Origin of the sequence: Flammeovirga sp. EKP202 (assembly GCF_014534745.1) — a bacterium.
Classification (GTDB): domain Bacteria; phylum Bacteroidota; class Bacteroidia; order Cytophagales; family Flammeovirgaceae; genus Flammeovirga.
Genome location: NZ_JACVVP010000041.1, coordinates 1 through 24,996, shown reverse-complemented (window position 1 = coordinate 24,996; position 24,996 = coordinate 1). Strand labels below are relative to the sequence as shown.

Genomic DNA, 24,996 nt, shown 5'->3' with positions numbered 1-24,996 from the left:
AAAAATGAGTACAGTATTAAGACAACACGCAGAGCAACAATTTGCAGAAGAATTAGAAGCATTAAGAAATCAAGATAAAGCCCATCGCCCTACCAACTGGGAATTATCACCGCAGGCTGTTGTAAAATATCTAATGGGAGGAAAACTAGATAATGGTTTTGAAATCACCCCAAAATATATTGGTAACCAAAGGCTAATGGAAATTGCAGTAGCCACATTGACGACAGATAGAGCTTTATTGTTATATGGAATTCCTGGTACAGCAAAATCTTGGGTATCAGAACATATTACGGCGGCAGTCACTGGAGATTCTACAATGTTGATACAAGGTACTGCTGGAACTTCAGAAGAAGCCATTCGCTATGGATGGAATTATGCAAAATTACTTGCAGAAGGACCTACAGAAAGTGCATTGGTCGAAACTCCAATGATGCGAGCGATGAAAAATGGTAAAATTGCAAGAATAGAAGAGTTAACTCGTATTCCTTCTGATGTTCAAGATACTTTACTGACCGTTTTATCAGAAAAAGCAATGCCGATTCCAGAATTGAATACGGAAATTCAAGCTGTAGGCGGATTCAATATCATTGCAACAGCCAACAACAGAGACAAAGGTGTGAATGAACTTTCTTCTGCTTTAAAAAGACGCTTTAATACCGTTATTCTTCCTGTTCCTGCTACGGCAAAAGAGGAAATCAATATTGTTCAAAGCAGGGTTTCTTCATCTATCAAATCCTTAGGTTTACCTGCAGCAGAACCTACTTTAAAAGAAATTCAGAGGGTGGTTAGTATTTTTAGAGAACTTCGAAATGGTGTTACAGAAGATGGTCGCACAAAAATCAAAACCCCAACAAGTACTGTTAGTACAGCCGAAGCTATCTCTGTTGTCAACAATGGTTTATCTCTTGCTGCTCATTTTGGAGATGGAACTTTAAATGCTCATGACATTGCATCAGGCTTAATCGGTGCCATTGTCAAAGACCCTGTTCAAGATGCTACTGTCTGGAATGAATACCTTGAAGTAATTGTGAAACCAAGAAAAGAGTGGAGCGACATTTATAGAGCTTGTAAGGAGTTGTCGTTATAATTTTTATCCCATCAAACTTAAAGTAACACTATTAATCAATATAAAAATGGATAATACGACAACATTAGAAAAGCATTTCCACCTCTTTACAGATCAATTCATAACAGAATTGAAAGCAAGTAATAATCATTTTAAAGATGATTATGAAAAACATCTAGAAATAAAAAACATTCAAATATGTGCCGATCATATTCTGAAAAATAAAGGACTGGAAGAGCCGTTTTTTTCAGATCTCAAACTCAACCCTTCTTATGAAGTTCGTAGATATGTTAGAAATGTTATTAGTGATAGTATTCAAAAACATGAATTGAATTGGGTGCTTCAACAATATAACTTTTTATCATCCATTTTTAATAAAAAAACAGTCCAACTTCTTGTTGATGAATATCATATACGACAATATTTCCAATATATAACCTCTTCCAAGAATACAGACGAAGCATTGGAAGCAGTAAATTACATGTTATCATTAGGATATTCTGAGAATGAAATGTTTTACACTGTATTTTTTAAATATGGAAATTGTTTCTTTTTTGAATATACTTCAATGGAAAATGAAAAAATTATTAATGATTTAATTGATGATAAGATTCCACTTTCTAATCATGGAAAACTTATTATGGCGTATGTTAAGGAAAATCCCAAAACTGAGCTTATCCACAATATTATTAATTTTATATTATCACAAACCTATAACTCTAAACTAAAAGTTGAACTAACTTATTTTCTTTCAAATTATTTCCCAACATTACTAAAAAATTCAATTGAAGATATTTCAAAGAAAAAAGAGAGTTATTATGACCAAATTATTGAATTCGATGTTGTATCGTTATGCTTGAAAATAGATAAAGATTACTATTCTAATCTATTTATTGAACTCTTTTTGAAAGATGACAGTATTCACATTGCTGAAAAACTTAGTTTAGTATTACTAATGAATAAGCACCTAATGGATTACAATAATGATCATGTAATTCAACAATTGGGTGAAAGTTATTTGACAAATCAACTTACTAAATATCAGGGTGCAGAACATCGTCATCATTATGCTAGTACTACTCAACCTCTACTTCATACCTACTTCGAATATTTAATAAAACTTGATGAAAAAGCTGCATTAAAACGCATCTCAACTTTTTTCAAGGATAGCTCCTTTTTACCTGGCCATCTCTTCAAATTTATTCAAGAACAGTTTGGACAAGAGAGTCTACCACTCCTTTTAGAAGGCCTCAAAAAAGATAAAAACACTTACAAAAATGAAAGGCATTACTTTGTAAATTTCACTAAAGCAATATCTGAACTTCAGTTTGATGATGTAATAGATGATTTATTTCTATTCGCTTTTTCTTCCACTCTCAAAGATGCGACAGAATCTATTTGCTCTTTGATTGGGCAATCACAAAAAGGAGTCGCAATGAGTATTGAATTTTCAAAAAGCAAAAAAGCCAAAGAACGCTCTGTTGCAGTTCAAGTTCTTAGTAAAGTAGAAGGAGAAGATTCATTTATTGCTCTTGCCAGTATTGTTGATTTTGAAAAAAACGATGATTCAAGAGATAGCATTTTGGAGAAAATACAAGATATAAGATTCAATTCTCCATTTACTAAACTAGAAGTCAAGAAAATGATTGAAGCTGCTTCTAATCGTAAAAAACTATCAAAATGGTCTGAAAAATACTTAGATGAAGAAAAACTACCTAAATTATTCTATCAAGATGGAGGACCGTTAGACAATAATGCCATTCGTTTTCTTTTCTACAGAGTTAAAAGAGCAAAAGGAATGAATTCCGATATTGAAGCGAAGCAGTTGATTCAAATTTTAGATAAAGAAAAGTGTGGAAAGTTTGCCAAGGTTTTAATTCAAACTTTCAAAGAAACCAATGCTGATCCTAAACTAAAGTATTATCTTACTCTTGCAGGCTTAATGGGTGGAGATGCTGTGACTTCAACTTTGAATACGCTTTTTAATCAAAGTTTAAAGGAACGTCGTGTGAAAATGTGCGAATACATTTTAGGAGCGTTAGCTATGGTGAGCACGAACAAGGCTTTACGAATTATTGATCAGGTATATAGAAAAATGATCAACAAGAAACCTGCACTTTCTAAAGTAGCTCAAGAATCACTCACTGTTGCAGCTAATGAACTGAACATAACATTAGATGAACTTGCGGATCGGATTATCCCTAACTTTGATTTTGAAGATAATTTTAAGGCTTTTGAGGTTGAAGGAGAAGAATACAGAGCTTTTATTAATTCAGATTTTAAACTCAATTTCCTTAATGAAGACAACAAATTCAGAAAATCAATTCCAAAAGCAACTTCACCTGAAACCAAAAAAGAATTAAAAGAAATTGAAAAAGGAATTAGAGAAGCTGTAAAAGGACAAACACTTCGACTAGAAAGGTATTTAGTTGAGGAAAGAAGATGGAAAAGCGAAAATTGGTTAGAATACTTTTTAAATAACCCTATTTTATTTGTGTATGCCAATAAGTTATTGTGGAGTGTATTTGATAAAAATGGAGCCTTTGTAGATAGTTTTTATTGTGATGAAGACATGTGTTTTTACAACGCTGAAGGTGAAGAAATTGAGTTAGAAGAGGATCATTTTATAAGTATCCTCCACCCTATTTATTTATCTGATGAACAACTTTCTGCTTGGGAAACATTAGTGTATGAGAATGATATCAAAACCGTTTTCCCACTACTTGAAAGAAAAGTCTTCAAACCTAACACTGCTGAATTGAATGGAAATGTGACAAGCTTATTCAAAGACAAAAAGGTTCCCAAAGGAGCTCCATTTGTAATCAGCAGATTAGAAAAGAAACTTTGGAGAAAAGAAGCTTCAGATGGTGGTGCTGCAGACTTTTCAAAAGAACATTCTACCGAAGATGTGGTTGCCCACCCTAATATCTCGGGACCTGCTATGTTTTATACTGAAAATGATGCATTTATAGGTGATATCTATTTCACTAGAAAAGGACAGTATTATTATTCAACAGAGCACAAAAATATGCTAACCTTAAAAGATGTTCCTCCTGTATTTTTTTCAGAAGTGATGGCAGACATGCAAGAATTATTAGATGCGAAATAAGATGAGTATACATATTTTAGGCATAAGACATCATGGTGTTGGTTCAGCCAAGCAAGTACAAAAGGAGTTAGAAAGACTTCAACCTGACCTTATTTTGGTAGAAGGTCCTCCTGAAGTGAGTGAACTCTTTAAAATAGTGGATCAAAAAACTTTCAAACCTCCATTGGCTTTGCTGGTATATAACACTGCTGATCCCAAACAATCTTGTTTTTACCCTTTCGCTTCTTATTCTCCTGAATGGATTACCATTAATTATGGACAAAAAAATAATGTAGAAGTAAGGGCAATGGATCTACCTGCTGCAGCTTCTTTTTTGATGGAGAAAAAGAAAGAAGAAGAATTTCTTAAAAAACTGGAGGAGGGTAATGAAGATGAAATGTTCGAGAAAGAACCGAAATCAATCGTCACTGATCCATTGAGCTATTTGGCTGATGCTGTAGGGTATTCTAATTCTGAAGAATGGTGGGATCAGCAGTTTGAACAAAACGCTAGTTCATCTGAAGAACATTTTGAAGCGGTAATGTATGCAATGGAAGCTTTACGTGAAGAAGGTATTCCATCTACAATGGAGGTTGAAAATGAAATCCGTGAAGCTTATATGCGAAATATTATTCGCGAAGCCAAAAACGAAATGCACCAAACAATTGCAATAGTATGTGGTGCTTGGCATGCACCTGCTTTGAAAGACGATTTCTCTGATTCTAAAAAGGATAATAAAATACTAAAAACCGTCCCGAAACGTAAGCTCAAAGTTTCATCTACATGGATTCCATGGACCAACTCAAGGTTGAGCTACACTTCGGGGTATGGAGCAGGTATCACATCGCCAGGTTGGTATGAACATCAATGGGAAACCAAGAATGACATTGAAGTCAACTGGCTCACCAAAGTAGCCCATACCTACCGTAAGAAAGACATAGATATGTCTACAGCTCATATCATGGAGGCTTACAAACTTGCAGTAGCATTAGCGGCTTTAAGAGGGCATTCTTTTGTCAATAAACAAGCTTTAGATGAGGCGGTTTTGTCTGTGATGTGTATGGGAGATGAAATCAAAATGGAATTGATTGAAGAACAATTAGTACTGGCTGAGAAAATTGGTGAAGTTCCTGATGCGGTTCCAAAAGTTCCATTACAAGAGGATTTTGAGAAGTGGGTAAAAAAATACAGACTGAAATTAAATGACCTCGCCAAAGAAGTAAAACTGGATCTTCGTAAAGAAAATGATCTCAATAAAAGTATCTTCTTCCATAGATTAGAATTGCTTGAAGTACCTTGGGCTCAAAAAACGTATGCGGCATCAAAGGGTACATTTAAAGAGCTTTGGTTATTAAAATGGAAACCTGAGATTATGGTCAAAATCATTGAACATGCTTACTTAGGAAATTCGATTGAAACGGCTACTCAAAGTAAAGTGATTGAAGAGGCTAAACAACTCAAAGAGATTTCTAATGCAGCTTCATTACTCAAAGCATGTATTCCCGCTGAACTTTTCAAAGCCATAGAATTTACTTTAGGTAGAATTAATGAGCTTTCTGCCATTTCTTCTGATGTCAAGGATTTGATGTCCGCATTACCACAACTAGTAGATCTAAGTAGGTATGGTAATGTGAGAAAGTCTGATCTCACGGTTTTGAGTAATATCGTTGAGAATTTATTGATCAAGGTTTACATCAACTTACCGAATGCTTGTTATCAATTGGATGAAGAGAACTCCAATAAGATGTTCAACTTGATTTTGGATGTCAATAATGCTGTTAGAATCTATCAAGATAAAGAATTAACGGCTCAGTGGTATCAAGCTTTACATAAAGTAATGCAATCATCAGGTGTTCATCCTATTATTAGAGGTTGCACTTGCCGTTTACTTTCTGATGCTCAATTTCTTTCACAAGAGGTAACTGAAAAAGAAATTTCCACTTCTTTATCTATTGGTAATCCTCCTCAAAATGTAGCGTCTTGGATTGAAGGTTTCTTAAGAGGAAATGCTAGTATTCTTATCTATGACAACCATCTTTGGAACTTACTTTATACTTGGGTAGGATCTCTTTCAAAGGCTATTTTTGTTGAAATGTTACCAATGTTAAGGAGAGCTTTTTCACAATTTGAACCTGAAGATCGTTTTCAAATTGGTCAAAAAGCCAAAAGAGGAATAGCTTCTTCTGAAGCGTTTACTGATGAGAACGAAAACAGAGATTTCGATCAAGAGAGAGCTGATCAAATCCTACCCGTGTTAAGTGAATTGATGGGTATTTAAATTTAAAAAACATGGACCAATATAAAGCTATTACAATGGATACTCCTGAAAGCAAACATCAAAATTTAGAGCGATGGAGATTAATGCTAGGCGGTGAAGAGGCGGATGGAACAGAACATCAATTGTCTGATGAACTCACTGAATTAGATCAAACTTTGAGTGCCTTATATGAGTTTGAACGTAAAGGGAGTTTTGATTATAACCCTAACGGTAAACAATTGCATCGAAAAGGCGGCAAAGGAAAGGGTACTCCATCAATAGCAAGGTGGTTAGGTGATATCAGAAAATATTTTCCTCAGTCTGTGGTGAATGTCATGCAAGCAGATGCAATGAAAAATGACCGCCTGAAAGAAAAAATGATCATGGAACCTGAGATTCTGGAAAAAGCCGAAGCTGATGTTCATTTGGTCGCTTCACTGATGGAAATGGGTAAATTGATTCCTGAGAAGACAAAAGAAACTGCTAGAATGGTGGTCAAAAAAGTAGTGGATGAGCTAATGGATAAATTAGAGCAAAAGACCATTGCAAGTTTATCTGGAGCATTAGATAAAAGTACAAGAAGTTTCAGACCTCGACACAATGAGATCAACTGGCCTGCAACCATTAAAAAGAACCTTAAACACTATCAACCGGAATACAAAACAATCATTCCTGAGGTGAAAGTGGGTTATGGGAAGAAATCAAAACGCTCATTAAAAGACATCATTTTATGTCTTGACCAAAGTGGTTCAATGGGTGAATCTGTCATTTACTCGGGAATCTTTGGAGCAGTGATGGCCTCACTTCCAAATGTTAAAACCAAAATGGTAGTCTTCGACACACAAATTGCTGATCTTACTGAAGAATTAGAAGATCCTGTTGATTTACTTTTCGGCGTGCAACTTGGTGGAGGAACGGACATTAATAAAGCACTACAATATTGTGAATCTTTAGTTGAAAAACCTGATGACACTATCCTTGTTCTTGTCACTGATTTGTGTGAAGGTGGTGATTTACAACAAATGAAAAAACGTGCTTTATCACTTGTAGAGTCAGGCGTTCAAGTCATCTGCCTTCTTGCTTTAGATGACAATGGCACCCCTTGGTACGATAAACAAAATGCAAAGTTTTTTGCCGACAACAAGATCCCTGTTTTTGCTTGTACTCCTGATTTATTTCCCGATATGATGGCGGCAGCAATTCAGAAAAACGACATCACTACTTGGGCTTCAGAAAACGATATTGTTCTTCAATAAATTTCAATTTCCTTCTAAAAGCAAGAAGCCACCCTATATGCAGGTGGCTTCTGTAGTTATGTTAATGGGCTAATAAAATTAGGTAATTGACATATAGCAAAGTATACACACTATAATATTTCTTTATTGAATTCAATGGAAATCGTATTTTTCATTGTCTTTTTATCAATATATTCTGAAATAGAATAAATTTCTCCTAGCTTAGAATCTCGGCCAAAAATGTCACCTTGAATTTTAGAAACTAATGCCGTTTTACTTTTACCCATTTCAGGATATTGCTTCAACATTTTCTTACGCTTCTGTCTTAATTCTTGAGGTGATTGTGTTCCTAAAATCCAGATATCACCCTCAATTACTAAATAAGCTTTATCTCTAAATTCACGATGCGTGATTCTATAGTTTTCTTCCTTCTCCTCTATTTTCTCTATGTAACCAAGTTGGCTAAACAATCTTAAGAATTGCTTTCCCTTTCTCTCATTAGACATTCTAAAAGCCATTTTCAAATTATAATCTTCTGAATTATTCTCAGGCTTCACATTCACTGCAAGGAAACCACTTTGAAAAAAGTTCATAAAGTCATCATCCATTAGCAACAACCCCAATTTCATTTGAGTAAGGACCTCTTCATGTTCATAGCTAATATGGTCAATGATCTGATTTTTCATTACTTCCATGTCTACACCATATGCCATGAAACTTGTCACTTGTTCAGGCATATATTGTAATAATGTTTGATCAATCCCTATATTTTGAGATTCTTCTTTTGATGTCATCACACTAATCACCTCTGCTTTCTTTTCTCCAAATTCCCCACCATACCATGTCGATTCATTCCACTGCATCTTCTGAATATCACTCAGCATTTCAGACATTTGATTGTGTGACCCCTTCAAAATAAAATCCATTACTGAAGTTCTATAACCAAAGATATGAGCCAGCGAGAAAAAGCTTTTTTCATTGAAATAAAGTATAAAAGGCTTCCCGTTAATATCCGTTGGAATCTCAGTTTTATTCTTCAACGCTTTATCAGAGAGGATGGCTTTTTCATCATTCGCTATTAATTTTTCGAAATAAGGAGCAATATTCTTTTCATCTAATTTATTAATAGAGTCCCTTAACACATTAAACTGTTCATAACTGATTTTATCGAATTGATAATCACTCAATACATCTTGAAACTGTTCTTGATATTTTTTATCAATCATTGTCTTTTGGAAAAATATCTTTACGATGAGATAATCTTGGCCATTCATCACATATCCAAAACGCACTTTATCTTTTACCTCTTTTATGTAAATAAAATTTCCTTTTACACTACTTACCTCAAATTCAGATTGATCAATGATATCCTCGATTTTATTAAAACCTACTCCGTCATTTAATTTAAACCTTACCGTCAATCCAAAATAGGCATCAATATCCTGTGTATAAACTACTGCCTCTTTGCTGATCTCAAAAATCTCTTTAAGATCTGAAGCTAATACATCCTGTAAGTATTCTCTTTCAGCTAGTCTTTCCGCATCATAATAAAATAAGAATGATAGGCCTTCTGATGGTATATTTTCTAAAAGCTGATTGGGTTGGTTTTTGGCATTTATATTTAAAGTTGAAATGAAAAAAAATATCAACAAAAAGTATTTCTTAATCATAATTTATATTTAGTAGTAAACTTGTTATTAGTATTTAATGATGTCACGAATTTGGCAGTCTATTTATTTGTTCCCAAAAACAATTGATAAATGCAGAGGTATAATTAATAATTGACGAGATAGCATTTAACCTTCAATTACGATGTTTTTAACTGCTGTACAACTTGGGTATACTTTCGTGTAGATACTTTAGCAGAATGACCATCTGTAAGAGCTAACCCTGATTTGGAGATTGTGATCACATGAGACGGGTTAATCAAGAAAGAATGATGAACTCTAATAAATGAATGTAACTCTTCTATGTTCTCAAAATACTTTAAATGCTTCGACGCTAGTATGGTCTGATCTTGACAAACAATCTTGGTGTAAGCCCCTTCTGATTCAAATAGTATAATAGAATTAACTTCAATAAAATGGGTATTATCGGCTGTTTTAACGATAATTTTTTGTTCTTTTTCCTTCTGTTCTTCTTCAAACTTAGAGATAATGGCAGTTGCTTTTTTCTGTTCTTCAATCTGATGAAAAGCCTTATCGACAGCAATTTTCAATTCATTGGGATCAATTGGTTTTAGTAAGTAATCTACGGCGTTTCGCTTGATGGCATCAATAGCATAATTTTCCAATCCAGTGGTAAAAATGATTTTAAAATCAATAGAAGACAACTGGTTCAACAACTCAAAACTATTCCCATCTTCAAGCTCAACATCTAAAAAAATAAGATCTACATCTTTATTTTGATTTAAGAAAACAACACCTTCCTGAATGGAAGGAAAGATTCCTATAATTTCAATAGATTGATAAAGTAGTTTGAGCATTTTACTTAATGCCTCCTGAGCGTTGAACTCATCTTCTATGATTACTATTTTATACATGTCCTTTAGTTTAGTGTGAGTGAAAAGCTGACAACAGCTCCAGTACTGTCATCTCTATTATTTATGGAAAGTGTATGCTCATCACCATTCCCCATAATGGCCAATCGAGCTTTTAAAACAGAAAGTGAATGTTCTTTTTTATCATCAGAAACCCCTTGAAGACCAATGCCATTATCAATGACTTCAAAATTTAATTTCTCCTCCTTTTTAGTCACTTTCACCTCTAAAAATCCATCTTTTTTGATCTTACGAAGTCCGTGTTCAATGGCATTTTCACAAAGTGGCTGAAGCATCATTGGCGGTATTTCTGAATGCTCTAAATCCACTTGCTCTTCTACTGAGATTCTATAATTAAATTTATGCCCAAAACGAATCCGTTGCGTTTCGATATAATTGGTCAATGCACTCAAATCCTCTGATAAAGAGATTTTTTCTTTGTGTGTCAAATCAAAATTTTGCCTAATCAACTTTGAAAAACGTGAGATATACGAAGAAGTAGTCAAAGGGTCATTATCAAATAATGTATTTTGTATTGCAGTAAGCACATTAAATATAAAATGTGGATTCATCTGATTCCTCAATATTGTATTTTTCAACTGAGTACGTTCTTGCTCATTTTTATGCTGAATATTCTTGTAATAAAGCAGGAACAGTAAGAACAAAATTATGACCATGACAGTTACCGCCGTTAATGTTAGAATAATTCGCTCAAATTCTCTTTCTGCCTCTAATCGCTTTTCCTCTTCTTCTTGCTTGATTTTCTCTTTCTCTCTTTCCGATTTAAAAAGTTGGTCTTGTGTATTCAACATCTGTTCAAAATCATAGGAAATCTTTTCTTTCAGAATATTTTCTACAGAATCCAACTTAGAATAATACATTAAAGCTTTCTTTGTCTGCTTGTTCTGAATAGCATATTTCAAACTCTTCTCATAGATCACTTTCATGTATTTTGGAGAATTGTAAGTATGTTTAATTAATTCCTTATCATACTTCACTGCAAGATCTCCCTCCCCCATCGCATTGTAAACTTCTTCCAAGTTCGCCAGTGCATTATTCCATTTGTGAGGATATAACTTTTTTAATTTTGCGGATTTATTATAATACCAAATTGCAATATCTGCATAGTACAAACTATCCGTCTCTAAAAACATATTGAGGTAATTGGTCCCAATATTATTATAAGACTGAGAGATCTCCCATTTGTTGCTGTAAGATATTCCGTACTCTAGTGACCTTACATTATAAGCAATTGCTTTTTGGTAAGACCCTTCATTTTTATACAATACAGCCAGGTTATTACAGACTCTAGAAAGTTTCACACTATCATCAAACTCCACATAATAAGGAATCACCTTTTCCAATTCAATTAAAGCATGTGTCAAATCTCCCTTTTTATAATATAAATGGGCAAGGCTTTCAATAATTTTAGCGGTCAATACTTTATCATCTACTTCAATTGCATTTTTTCTTGCTTTAAACAGTTCCGTACTTGACTCAACAAAGAGATTATCATCAGCATAAATTCTTGACAAGCCTAAACGTATCCTCGCTTCAAACGTCAAGTCTCCCTCTTTTATAAAATAATTGAGTGACTTTTTGAAAAGTATAATTGCTTCATGTGAATTTTCAATATCAGCATAATAGATTGCCTTTAAATAATACAATCTTGCTTTATCAAGTTCTGTATTCTCATTATTTTTAAATAGACTGTCAATTTTATGAACGACAGTTCCATCAGCTGATCCTTTACGGATTAAATCATTTAGTGTATCAAATTGAGAATCACTTAGTGTTTGTCCTGAAAGACTCAATACAAAACACATTTGCAATACAGTTAAAAAAATTCTCATATATAATTTAGATCTTCAGTCGTATCTGTAGTTAGTTGTACTTCATCAACTAATATCACAGGCTTATTTTTGATTAAAAAATATGTTATGAGTTATTGACATTAGACTTTATTAAGTGCTTTATTATGGCAGAAAAAGTAGGTGTTTGATTGAAAAGGTATTCATTTTTAGCTATCACAGATCAAAAAAAAGTTACAGCTTCTATTTTTTTAATAGACATGTCTTATTGAAAACTCAACTGGATTAAACTTTCATTATTTCTAAATGTTTAAATACATCCAAAAGCTTTTTCTACTAACATTAATTAGGTCTTCAACGCACTTATCAATTTTTAAAATACACTTATCAATTATAATTCAACACTTGCACATAACATTATAAATTCACCCCTAATATTAAAATAAATAACATCTGAAAAATAAATTACAGTGGGAGAATACACCAAAAACCAAGTTATCTATTTACAGAAAGATAACGTTGAATCAATCAGAAATGCTCTACAAAAATATCAAGTAGTACTAAATAACCGAACGGCAATCTCAAACAAAGGATTTCACATGGAAATGGATGTGAAATTTATGGAAAACTCTGGTGATGAACCAAGAAACCTGAAAACATCAGATATTAAGGATTTCGAAACCTTTAAAAAAGCCTTTGCTGTACGAAGCCCTTCTTTTGATCAAATGAAACAAGAGGACTCTTATAGAGATGACTTTGAAGCTTCACTCCTCTCTGAACCTCTATTGTTTTCCCTTGCTTTGGAACACGAAGAACTCAAAGAAGAGGTAATAAAAACAGCAAAAGGAATTGCAGAAATCAGTCGTCATTATAACAATAGTGAGTCCATGTGGACCTTCAATGCTAATGCTTATGGTGCGGTGGCTTTGTATATTTTAGCCTGTAATGACATCAATTATACTTATATATTGGCCCAATATCTTATTCCGTATTGGGATGAACGCTATACATGTGACTATGATTGCTACCTCTTTGAATTCGTGAAACAACACGGCTGGACTCGTCCATTAATCAAAGCCTATTTGTATTGTGACAACCCTAATTTCAGGGCTGGAATGATGAGAGTAGGGTATTATCATGGCAATCTCCCACAAGATGAAAATCCTACTTTATTTAATTTCTTAAAAGAAAACCAAGAAGAATATACATGGTTCAAAGAGAGCATAAAAGATAGGTTATTAGATGAACCAATGCTCTATTATAAAGGGGAAGACGATAGTGAAAATCCCGTTCTAAGCCTTTATTATACATTAAATGGAAGTGTAGATGCTATCCATGATGATGAGGAGGAATTTATCTCAGAATTCTTCATTTCTGACACCATTGAAAACGAAGCTACAGATCTTTACAATTCTATCCTTAATAGTACCGACCAACCATTAATGCGATTGGATGGTGAGGGAGAACTAGAAAAAGAAGCAAGACAATATACTGATAAAGATACCTATACCCCTGGGGAAGGTATTATGGATTTTAGGGCATTTGTGATGGCCTTAGAAAATGGTGATCAAATATGGCAGTATGTGGAGAATGGAGAGAATGCTGAGCTTATTAATTCATTTGAAACAGTGGATGTGATGGGATTGGCATTGAAAAGTAGTCCTGCACTTTATCACAAAATCAGTTATCACCTCCCTGGTGTAGATCTTGAAGATGATTGTAACCCATTGAATAAAAATAAAGGGCTGGTTGATGAAATGGATCACTGCTTAAGAGAAATCATTGATGATCTTACTTTATTTAATGATGAATCTCTTTACGCAGATGATATCCCTCAAGCATTCAATCCACTCCCTGAGCATAGAGGTGAAGTAAGATATCAGCAACTACTCAGAGTGTTGGATGTCTTCTATGTGTTATTAGGTAAACCCACTTTTGTGGATGATTTATGTGAACGTATCATTGAAGATAAGGAAGAGTATTGTCTCTCCACCGCCGAGTTTTATAATCGATATAGCGAGGAAAATTATGCAGAAAATGGAAAATTACCTCCGCTTTTGGTGAAACAAATGGCCTCTATTGTGGAAGAGTTCTCCACTCCTTATGATAGAGATTCAATTGATACTGATCTATTAAAAAAACTAGATTATTGTCTTTCTACATCAAGAGGATGTTATAATACCGATCATTTAGGGAAGCATAATGCAGGTGATATAGCCCTTGCAAGCTATATGCTAAAAACGGATGAGCAAAATGGTATAGAAGATCAATACACCCTACAACTAAAGGAATATTTACAAGCGTTTCAATGGGAAAAAGTAGCTTCTATTTTTACTGAAAGGGATCGTTTTTCAGATCCTATTTCTGAAGATACCAAAGAGAAAATCAACAATTATATCACTTCTGTAGATACTCCTCTACTAAGTCAAGAGGAAATGATGACACTGTTAAATGATACACTTGTTCCTTATGAAGAAGAGCATAATGGAGCTAGAGTCCACCATTTTTCAAAGACACAAAGAAGCTATTACATTTTAAGATTCGATGACAATATATCAAAGGTTCTAATTTTCTCTTTCTGGGCACAAACACTTTCGCACTCCAAAGATGACCCAAGAGCCAAAAGATTTTGGAATTTGATGTTGGCACTTTCGCCTTTTTGGGTCTTGAATAAAATACTTAAAACAGCATCCTCCTCCTATGGTGATTTTGAATTTGAATCCTCTCAAAAAGAAAAAACATTCTTCCAATCTCTCTCTGAAGTCGGCGTTCCCGATTCTCTCCTGTTTGCTTTTGAAATTGTCAAATCTCAGAATAACTATGGGAAAGGAACTGTAAAAGACCTCAAAAGATATTTACCTTGGATAAATGCATTCAAGATGGCTCAGAAAATGGATAAAAATGATGCAATGTTCGAGATGTTTCAGTACAGAGTGGAACAATTGAAAGAGGGCTTAAAATCTGCAGATGATATTAATGTAGTTCAATTCCATCGTGATCTGTCAGTTTCTGATGAAGAGTATAATTTTGAAAAGGAAACGGAAGGCTTATTTCATGATTATCTGCATGTCTTTTTCACATTAAACTGGAAAGACGATTCCAAAGAAGGCATTTCTGATATGGTCGCAAAAATGATAGACTACTTAGAAGGCAATTTGGATCACGATACTTTTGCTCCTCTTTTCTGGTCAAAAATTAAAGGCAAAAGGTTCCATATTTATGTGGACAGCTATAAATCTTATTCTTTTGAACAATTTTTCTGGGGACTTCACGAAAGTAAACAAGATCGCCTAATCAAATTATTATCAAATGGTACTTCTGCCTCTTTCTCCATTCTCTTTAATGGTTTAGAAAGAGGTTATAAAGAAAAGTTAGTGAGAGAAGGAAAACTTAAATTCAAGGATATCATTGATCCTGACTTTAAAGATGATGAATTAATAGAGCAAGCACATGACTACTTTATTAATAGGGTTTTCTCGTTAGGAGCTGATAAAATCCGTTTGATTAAATACTGTATTGATCAAAATGAAAAAGCTTATGGTGATTATTTAGGTAAACTTGGAAGAAGAGGTGAGTTGGATGGTATAGTTTCTGAATTGAACAAATCTAGAAAGAACAGTCTGATCGATCATTTTGAAAACCAATCTGGAACAGAACAGCTTATTGGTCTTTTCAAAAATGATTCTTCTAGAAAAATCAAAGATAAAGCACGTCATATTCTTCAGAAAATCAAGATACAAGAACCTGATGAAGAGAAGTGTGAAAACCTTTATGACTTTGGGATATATGATTATTCTGCCTTAGAGATAAAACTTCAGAATCAAACTGATAAGATTGTCGCCAAAATAGGAACTACGTTCGGTCTTCGCTTTGTCGTTGGCGAAAATGATGACAGAGACATTATTAATCATACGGTATATGTCCAACATCCTGTTATAAAAGATGGGATCAAGACTTCAGAAAAGAGTGAATGGACACAACAAGGGCAAAAAGGACAAGCAATTTTTGCAGGTTGGACTTTTGAGACCGCAGATGAATTAATCTCTGGTGAGTATAGTTTTAAAATCTATGATTGGCGAAGAAATCTTATCGCTGAAAAGTCATTCTTAATAGAATCTGAAGTGCTTACTCAACTAAAACAAGATCATAATGAGGAAGAGCAAAGTGATGGTTACTACACTTTCAGTAGTCCAAAAACAGAGGGAATTGTTATAGAGGAAGGAGAACAATTGTTAAGAAATAACCAACCTATTGTGCCTTATAAAGCTGTTCAATTTGATGGTTATGGAGTAATAGAAAGTGATCTTAATGATATCATTATTTGTGATTATGTTTTGGCATCTGAAAAAGTAGTAAAAGCAATTGGAAAACATCATCCATTTGGGTGTTTCTTCATTCCTGCTGTCATCAATGCTTCGGATGGTAAATCGATTCCTTATTACCTTATTAAACCCACTATTTATTTCACTTCGGGGGAAACTCAAGTTCATCAAAACACACTCATTTTCACTATAGAAAATCAAACTTCCAATTTAATATTTAAGAAAGTGATCCGAGATGAACTACAAGAAATCGTTGGTTTGGAAATCATAGAAAAACTAGAAGAAGTAACATCAAACTAAATATCGAAATGAGAAAATTAATCAAAATAAATAAAGAGAACTGGTTCAATTTCTATGATGATGCAACGCAAAGAATGTTTGGTTGTGAGCCTGAAATGTTGATCAATTTTACTCCGTACATCAACCTTTTTGTATTTGATTATGGAAGGTTAAAGCAGAATATCCACTTCTATGTTGGTTGTGAACTCACCCCTGCCAAAGTGGAAGATAGAGAAGGTGATATTGTTGATACAGTAAGTCATGCCTATATGAATTTCAGTCTTTCTGAAGACAATTTACAATCTGATGGTTCTAATGAAAATACTTTTATTCTTGAAAGAAAACCTGAACTAGACGAAATCCATTTCTTTCGTAATGAAAATGATCTTTACAGCTTTTTTATGTCAGAAGAAGCACTTCATGGTTTGAGAGTCAGTGAAAGCTCTAAAGAAGATATGGAATGCAGGGTGTATTAATTAAAAACCACTGTAGGGACGTTTTTAGTAAAACGTCATACGTACCATCGAAATAAATAAACTAAATTCTAATCAAGGGGACGATTTCCATACTTCTCCTAATTATTACTCCATTAAAATGTACGAAGAATACGAGGCAAAATATGTCCTAGATTATAATCCAAATGAAATAGAATCTATCATTGAGGCATCAAAAAAGTATGCAAACTTAATCCTTTCAAAAAGAGGATTTAGGGACGACTATTGTGTTATTCAATTCAAGCCTTCAGAAGCAATTACAAAAGATGTATTTGTGGAACATGTCGAATTGAATAAACTTGTAAAGTCTAAGTACGGTACAACAACTGAGAACTTAGAAGAGAGTATGTTGACCGAGACGCTTTTCTTTGCCAATGCGTTACGATTTTCAGAACTTGAAGAAGTTGTAAAATCAGTAGCCGAAGATGTAGTAACTTTCTCAAGAGAAACGAATGATTCTTCTGAAATGTGGATCAATTGTGAAGAGCCTTTTGCTTTAGAATGGTTGACGTTATTTACCACGGTTTATCCAAAATACGGTTATCTGTTGGGAAGCTTTTTTATTCCTTATTGGGATGATGAACATATGCCTGATTCACTTGAATCACTTTCTTCATGGAGTAATCAATTCGGAATTAATTTAGATACCATCAAAGCTTACTGTTACTGCGACAACAGTTCTGCAAGAAAGGTGATGCTCGGATTTGATATCTATGGTTATTCTTTTGAAAAGGTGGATTGTCATTTTGATTTAATCACTCATTTCAGAAATGATCCTTCCTCTTATGAATTTTTCAAGAAGACATTAGCAGAGAGATTTAAGGCTCTTCCTTTTTTACAACATACCGATGATGAACGCTATTATATTGAAAATCCAATCAAGGAAATCGTCATTGAACTCCTAATGGTTCATCATCCAGAAGAGGGAGATGATTTTGATGAATTAGAATACCTAGAGAACACTTTTATCCATAAATCTGCAAGAGAGGAAATTGATGAAATCACACAATACATTGAAGAAGTTAATCAGCAACCTATTGTCCCTAGTCACAAAGAATACGTTGTATACCTTCAATCCATCAAAGAAAAACGTGCACCTAAAACTGATTTGGAAGAATGTTGGAAACCTTTTATCATAGACTCCTTTTCTAATGGAATACAAATTTGGAACTATATCAAAACGGGGGAACAGTTGTTTGATTTTTCTGAAGTTGAAGCCATTGATCTGTATCAAAAAATCGATACTCATGACTCTGATTTGATCTTACTTTTTGAGCAAGAATACATTCATAGTAATGGTGATTTATATGAAGACCTTGATCGAGTATTACAGGGGCACTTTATTGATTGGAGAAAAAAAGGAAACATCAAAAACGCTGAAAAACAAATGGCTCTTCGACTCTTAGACCTTATTTTTAGATGGTTAAATAGAAAGCCTTTTGAAAATGATACACAAACAATTTTAGCAAAGCATCAGATTTGTTCTGTGACAGCGTTTCAATCGAGATATAAAGCCCATTGGTTTTCAGAACTAGAGTTTGTATTAAATGAATTTGGTGGATATTCGAGTACTGTAACGAGAGAACAACTTGAAAAAGGTTATTTATTAATTGAAGAAAACCGTCAAGAGGCTATTTCACTTTTAAATCAATCATTATTTCATCAGAAAAAAAGTCGCTCACATAAAAGTTATGGAAATGTAGAAGTATTAGTTCTTGCTTCTTATTTAGTCAACAGTGATAGAAAAAAGAAATATCAAGATGAGTTGACTATAGATGCTATTGAATTCATAAACAAGCATTTATATGAATCTGTAGTGAGTGATTTAATACGTTCAATGACTTTTTCTGATTTGATTATTAAAAAAGGAGAAGTTCAAAAAGCACCTGATTACTATCAAGAAAAAGAAAGACTAGAATATGAAGTTTTAGCAAATGATTATCACCGTTTTATTGATCATTTAAAGTCTGAAAATTTAGGTATTGAGACTTCCCAATTGTTGGAAAAGCATCTAAAAACTGATGAAGACAGCCCTATTTCTAAAGAGCAACCTCATATTGATTGGATGGATAATTTTTCTGATAAAACGCAAAAGTTATTAGTGGCTATTCATTATATTTTTGAAGAAGAAATCCATCAAATTAAAGCTTTACGATTTGTGTTGAAATCAGCCTTTCAAATTGCCCCAGTAAAAACAGTACATTTCCTAGATAAGGTTTACAAAGAACATCCTTACCGACATGATGCTCCTCTGCAGTTTTTGAGTATGCTTGATCTATTCCTCCAATTTGGTTTGACAGAAGAGGGGTATTGGGGCTATGCAATGGAACAGTTTTACCATTCTTCAAATCCTGAAGATAGTATTGAGTACAAAGAAATGTTGTGTATTTGGCAAGGTACAAGAAACATGGCTTTTAGTATAAAATGTGAATGTACACCCCATCAATCTAACCTAACTCAAGGTATTCAAAAACTACCGTTTAGACTTCAAAACAAATTATTATCTGAGGCAAAGAAGGTGATTGGAGATGCTCCTTTAGAGGTAAATTATAAAAAGTCGATTGTCGATTATTTTGATCGTAAACTTCAAAAGGAGTTCATTTTAGAGGACTATCCTATCTATTTTAAGAATAGACTTGAAGGAGAAAATATCTTTTGTGAATACATCAAATGGGACACTTGGCAACATCATGAGGAGGAGTTGCAAACCATTATAAAAGATATCAAAGTTGAACATGAGGAAGAGCTCAATCCAAAAGAGGCTAAAGAGGAATTGTGGAAGATCAAAGGATGGCGATATATTGTTCTTCAAAAAAATGGAGATCAATACACTCCTATTTATGGTGAGCGAGTACTATCATTATTGCAACAAGGGTTTGATCAAGAGAATATTTATTATGCTCACACGCATTGTATAATCATAGACCAAAATTGTCCTTCTGATTATCTGAAGGAATTACTTTCTTCTGAAATGCGATTCAATCATGAAGAGCTATGGAGAAACAGTATCAAGTCATTTTTACTTTACGGTGGAGACAAAGAAAAAGTGGAACTGATAAGTCAATATGGAATTGATAAATGGAGATTTAATCAAGAGGATGATTACTCAGAAACTTCAATTAAAGATCTTTTTGACCACCTTCCCGATGCTTTACAAAAAAGAGTACTCTATTTACTAGGCTGTATTTCAGAGGAAGCTTTGGTTCTTAACTTAAAAAAATCACCTCAAGAATACTTCGAATTACTAGAAATGAGTAAGGTGAACTATTCTACTATTTTCAGATACTTTTTATCTCAAACCAAACTCTCCAATCCGAATATTTATCTACAGATATTCAAACAAACAGATGGTGCTCCATTAATCGAAAGTGAAAAAACAGAGATTAAACTCCCGATGCTTTCCATCATGGCCCACCTTCCTAAGTACTATCAATATATCATTTCTTTGGAAAATAGTGGCTCTGCTAAAATCAAAGAACATGTAAAGATGCTGATTGAAAAATATCAATTGAAAGAGAAGGTCATTGAATACGTTATTGTTGATTTTGGCATTTACAAAATGCTGGGAAATACTGATGAAGGAGGAGAGCGTAAAACAGCGAATGAGCCTGTTCTATTAGAAGAAACTGACCAAATTTCAGCTAAAATCAATCAGTATATCGGTTTACGATTTACAGTAAAAAATCATGATAAGGCTCCGAAGATTTGTCAGCATATGGTTCGCATTGATCACCCAATTAAAGATGAGAATGGAAAAATTTCTTACGCTCAAACTTTATGGTGGCAAAATGGATTAAGTAATTCTAATATTTTCTTGGGATGGCACTTTGAAAGTGAAGAGGAATTGATTGAGGGGGAGTATAAAATGAGTGCTTTTGATGAAGAGGGGAATTTGTTGGTGAGTAAGAGTTTTAGTGTTTTATAATGCATTCCCCATCATTAAATCTATTTTTTTTTAATGATGGGGATTTTTTTTAATTAAAGTGATTCAATTTGAGGAATTGTTAATCCCGTATTTTTAGCTATTATTTCATAAGGAACTCCATCTTTCTTTAACCCTTTTGCAATAGCGATATTTCGTTCTTCAATTAGCTTAAATTCGGCATCGGCTTTCAAAGTAAAAAGACGACTTGCCTCATCTCTTAAATTCTTTAAATGCAGTTTATATTTTGCTTGTTCTTCTTCTGATAATTGATCTACACGAAGTAATTCTTTTGCTTGAAGTAACCCTTTAGCCTTGAATTCTTCTTTAATTTCGTTGTTTTTGAAATAGTAAATCCACTCATCCAAAGTATCTCGAGCCACGTCATCAAACTGATTTACTTTGATAACATAATACTCTGGAAATAGATCAGAAGGTGTTACGTTGCTTCCCATTAGCATTTTTTGTTTTGCTGACAATTCCAAGCTATCCTTTTTATGAATGCCTAAAAAATGCGTTTTTCCATGATAAACATAATCTTCACCTTGACCTAGATCAAAATAGACAATATTTACAGAATATACTTTTTTGACTTGTTTATAAGATTCACCTAAAGAAATATATTCAGTTACAGCTTTAGAGGAACCATAAATCATACGTTGGAAATAATCATATTCCAATTGGTTTTGCACCTCAATGATAACAAGTTCTCCCTTGGCATTCTTCACAAGAATATCGACTCTATTGTATTTATCGATTTCGATTTGTTGATTACTCTCACTTTCAAGAATACTCTCAATTACTATATCTTCTTTCATTAATTCAGAAAGAAAACCTTCTAATACAGTATAATCAGCTTTATTTCTCAAAAGGCGTTTCATTGCCCAATCAAATCGAATCAAATTCCTGTTAGCCATACCTTTATCATTAAGTTCAATTTTACACCCACAAAGTAAAACTTATCAAAGTTATTATCAAAAATAATAATTCAACTCTACTTACTACTTATAATACAATAACAAAAAAGGATCGAGCAACAAACTGCTCGATCCTTAAAATTATATATTCGTATTTAGTATTCAAACATTAAGCTTTTACGCCATCGTCTTTTACTACACCCTCTTTAATTGCTTCCACAATTGAAGGATCTAGTAAAGTAGAAGTATCACCAAAGTTGTCAGTCTGACCTTCAGCAACTTTTCTTAAAATACGACGCATAATTTTACCTGATCTTGTCTTTGGTAAACCTCTTACGATTTGTACCTTATCAGGTCTCGCGATCTTACCGATCTTATCAATTACAACTTCAAGAATTTGCTCTTTCAGTTCTGTAATTGTACTTACTTCCAATTCTGCTGAATCACAAACTACATAAGCGTAGATACCTTGACCTTTGATATCGTGAGGATAACCCACTACTGCAGATTCTACCACTGCATTGTGCATGTTGATGGCATTTTCTACTTCTGCAGTACCTAATCTGTGACCTGACACGTTCATTACATCATCCACACGACCAAGAATTCTGTAGTAACCGTCTTCATCACGACGACAGCCATCACCCGTGAAGTATAAACCTTTGAAAGTAGAGAAGTAAGTTGACTTACAACGCTCGTGATCACCCCAAGTAGTTCTCAACATTGAAGGCCAAGGGTATTTCACACAAAGATTTCCTTCTACACCTTTTCCTTCAATCTCATTACCTTCACCATCCACCAATACTGGCTGAATACCTGGCAATGGAAGAGTTGCGTAAGTAGGTTTGGTAGGAATAACGCCTGCTATAGGTGATATCATGATTCCACCCGTTTCCGTCTGCCACCATGTATCTACAATCGGGCATCTTCCTTTACCAATATGTTGGTGATACCACTCCCAAGCTTCACGGTTGATAGGTTCCCCTACCGTACCCAAAACTCTCAAGCTATCTAATTTATATAATTCAACATATTCTAGCCCTTGTGCCATCAATGCTCTGATTGCTGTTGGTGCAGTGTAGAAAATGTTTACTTTTAATCGATCTACGACTCTCCAAAAACGGCCTGCATCAGGGAAAGTAGGAACACCTTCAAACATTACTGAAGTTGCACCTTCCAATAAAGGTCCGTACACAATGTAAGAGTGACCTGTAATCCAACCAATATCGGCAGTACACCAATACACATCATTTTCTTGATATTGGAATACATTTCTGAATGAGTACCAAGTATAAACCATGTAGCCACCTGTTGAGTGAACGACACCTTTTGGTTTACCGGTAGAACCTGATGTATAAAGAATAAATAGCGGATCTTCCGAATCCATTACTTCTGGATCACAAACTGAAGGAACCGACTTGATTTCATCATGCCAGTATACATCGCGTTCTGGATCCATTTTTACATCTCCGCCAGTACGTTGGTAAACAATTACTTTGTCTACGTCTGGACATTGGAATAAAGCTTCATCAGCGATTTGTTTTAGCTCTACTAATTTGTTACCACGAGGACCTTGGTCTGCAGTAATCAAGATTTTTGCACCTGCATCATTGATTCTATCTGCTAATGCTTGAGCTGAGAATCCACCAAAAATTACAGAGTGAATAGCTCCGATTCTAGCACATGCCAATACAGCAATTGCCAATTCTGGTACCATCGGCATGTAAAGACAAACTCTGTCACCTTTCCCAACGCCATTTCTCTTTAAAACATTGGCAAAAAGACATACTTGCTCGTGTAGTTCACGATAAGAGAAAATTCTGTCTTTTTCATGAGGATCATTGGCTACCCAATGAATGGCTGTCTTGTCACCTCTAGAAAGTAAGTGACGGTCCAAGCAGTTTTCGGTGATGTTGAGTTTACCATTTGTAAACCAACTGACATTGTAATTATCGAAATCAAATTCGACAGTTTTGTCCCATTTCTTTCTCCATACAAATTGTTCCGCTACTTCTGACCAAAAGCGTTCAGGTTCGCTCACACTGCGTCTATAGGCTACAGCGTAGTCTTCCAAGTTGTTAATTCTGCTAATCATTAGTGTCGTAAAAGTTTGAGTAATAGACTATATGTATTTGCATTATTATAGTGCACAAATACATTAACTCTAAAGTCTAAGTGTTTAAAAATATTACTGAAGTTTTCGAATTTGAATATAGAGACTGAGAAATAAAAAAAAGAGATTTATGTATACTTATGGTAATTTGATATAGTTACTTTTTACTTTGCCATGAAATCACCATATACTTATCCCCTACTTGAGTAATGACAGAAGAGCTTGTTTTTAAATTTTCCCTATTGATAATATAGGTCAATAATTCACTGTGATTCATGAGTTGATAAGAAGGAGCATAGGCTTCTGTCTCTAATCGTGGAATATTATATTTCTTTACCCAATTCATCACTGAAACATGACTGACACCTAAAATTCGCTCAATTTCTCGGTAACTCACGCCCTCCAAATATAACTGTAAAGCTTTGATTACATATTTCCGATCTACTTCTCTTCCCTTTTTGGCTACCGAAAAGTTATAATTACAATTCTTGCATTTATAACGTTGTTTGCCTTTCACAAAACCGCTCTTAATAAAGCTATTACTCTCACATTTTGGACAGGATAATTCTGATATTTTCATAAAAATGAATAAGTACTTCTGTATTTCTGATAAAAATTAGAATGCAATTAAATATACTTATTTAGCATACCTATACTTATTTACCAAAATTCATGTACAAAATACACTTTTTGTCTATTTTTAACAGATTTAAACACTTAAATAGAATTCCTATTCCAATCCATTTTCAAGAATAATTACTTATTGATATATCAAAAAATGATTGCTTATGTTGATGAATTTCACTTGATCAGGACATTAGTTTATCAACATTACAATCGCTCTTCAATTTATAATGGAAGTTATGCGATATTTTTATGAAGTCATTTAAAAATTAAAGTTAACTTTTAATCGGTTTCTCAAAAACATACTCATAAATGCTATGTAGTGTGAT

At 33.9% G+C, this 24,996-nt stretch carries 13 protein-coding genes; 7 read left to right on the top strand and 6 right to left on the bottom strand.

Going from position 1 to position 24,996, the window contains the following annotated elements:
• The first annotated feature begins 4 nt into the window (after window positions 1–4).
• The 4 genes from IC221_RS21080 to IC221_RS21065 are packed head-to-tail and all read left to right on the top strand — an operon-like array spanning window position 5 to window position 7,667.
• On the top strand, window positions 5–1,087 hold the full coding sequence (locus IC221_RS21080; RefSeq protein WP_188170856.1) for an AAA family ATPase: 1,083 nt from the start codon (window positions 5–7) through the stop codon (window positions 1,085–1,087).
• 46 nt (window positions 1,088–1,133) lie between these two features.
• Window positions 1,134–4,175 carry a DUF4132 domain-containing protein gene (locus IC221_RS21075; RefSeq protein WP_188170855.1) on the top strand — a complete coding sequence of 1,014 codons (3,042 nt, stop codon included), beginning with the start codon at window positions 1,134–1,136 and terminating at the stop codon, window positions 4,173–4,175.
• Between the two features lies 1 nt (window position 4,176).
• The gene (locus IC221_RS21070; protein WP_188170854.1) at window positions 4,177–6,432 is read left to right on the top strand and encodes a DUF5682 family protein; all 2,256 of its coding nucleotides are present in this window, start codon (window positions 4,177–4,179) and stop codon (window positions 6,430–6,432) included.
• A gap of 11 nt (window positions 6,433–6,443) precedes the next feature.
• Entirely contained in the window at window positions 6,444–7,667 is a 1,224-nt protein-coding gene (locus IC221_RS21065) for a VWA domain-containing protein (RefSeq protein ID WP_223241451.1), read from the top strand.
• 110 nt (window positions 7,668–7,777) lie between these two features.
• On the opposite strand, the gene IC221_RS21060 is transcribed toward IC221_RS21065, so the two are convergent.
• The 3 genes from IC221_RS21060 to IC221_RS21050 all read right to left on the bottom strand — a co-directional run bounded on the left by IC221_RS21060 (window position 7,778) and on the right by IC221_RS21050 (window position 12,038).
• Entirely contained in the window at window positions 7,778–9,316 is a 1,539-nt protein-coding gene (locus tag IC221_RS21060; RefSeq protein ID WP_188170853.1) for a hypothetical protein, read from the bottom strand.
• A gap of 137 nt (window positions 9,317–9,453) precedes the next feature.
• Window positions 9,454–10,188 carry a LytTR family DNA-binding domain-containing protein gene (locus tag IC221_RS21055; RefSeq protein WP_188170852.1) on the bottom strand — a complete coding sequence of 245 codons (735 nt, stop codon included), beginning with the start codon at window positions 10,186–10,188 and terminating at the stop codon, window positions 9,454–9,456.
• Window positions 10,189–10,193: 5 nt separating this feature from the next.
• Entirely contained in the window at window positions 10,194–12,038 is a 1,845-nt protein-coding gene (locus IC221_RS21050; protein ID WP_188170851.1) for a histidine kinase, read from the bottom strand.
• Between the two features lie 428 nt (window positions 12,039–12,466).
• Here IC221_RS21050 and IC221_RS29945 point away from each other — a divergent pair, with 428 nt between their 5' ends.
• The 3 genes from IC221_RS29945 to IC221_RS21035 all read left to right on the top strand — a co-directional run bounded on the left by IC221_RS29945 (window position 12,467) and on the right by IC221_RS21035 (window position 21,016).
• Window positions 12,467–16,618 (top strand): DUF3859 domain-containing protein, encoded by a 4,152-nt coding sequence (locus tag IC221_RS29945; RefSeq protein WP_188170850.1) that lies wholly within the window; start codon window positions 12,467–12,469, stop codon window positions 16,616–16,618.
• Window positions 16,619–16,626: 8 nt separating this feature from the next.
• On the top strand, window positions 16,627–17,073 hold the full coding sequence (locus IC221_RS21040; RefSeq protein WP_188170849.1) for a hypothetical protein: 447 nt from the start codon (window positions 16,627–16,629) through the stop codon (window positions 17,071–17,073).
• Window positions 17,074–17,191: 118 nt separating this feature from the next.
• Window positions 17,192–21,016: a DUF3859 domain-containing protein gene (locus tag IC221_RS21035; protein WP_188170848.1), complete on the top strand. Its 3,825-nt coding sequence runs from the start codon at window positions 17,192–17,194 to the stop codon at window positions 21,014–21,016.
• Between the two features lie 53 nt (window positions 21,017–21,069).
• On the opposite strand, the gene IC221_RS21030 is transcribed toward IC221_RS21035, so the two are convergent.
• From IC221_RS21030 to IC221_RS21020, 3 genes are all read right to left on the bottom strand, one after another.
• Window positions 21,070–21,930 carry an Rpn family recombination-promoting nuclease/putative transposase gene (locus IC221_RS21030; RefSeq protein WP_188170847.1) on the bottom strand — a complete coding sequence of 287 codons (861 nt, stop codon included), beginning with the start codon at window positions 21,928–21,930 and terminating at the stop codon, window positions 21,070–21,072.
• Window positions 21,931–22,099: 169 nt separating this feature from the next.
• Complete coding sequence (gene acs / locus IC221_RS21025; protein ID WP_188170846.1) at window positions 22,100–24,025, bottom strand: acetate--CoA ligase; 1,926 nt, start codon at window positions 24,023–24,025, stop codon at window positions 22,100–22,102.
• Window positions 24,026–24,200: 175 nt separating this feature from the next.
• Entirely contained in the window at window positions 24,201–24,623 is a 423-nt protein-coding gene (locus IC221_RS21020; RefSeq protein WP_188170845.1) for a helix-turn-helix domain-containing protein, read from the bottom strand.
• Window positions 24,624–24,996 lie beyond the last annotated feature (373 nt).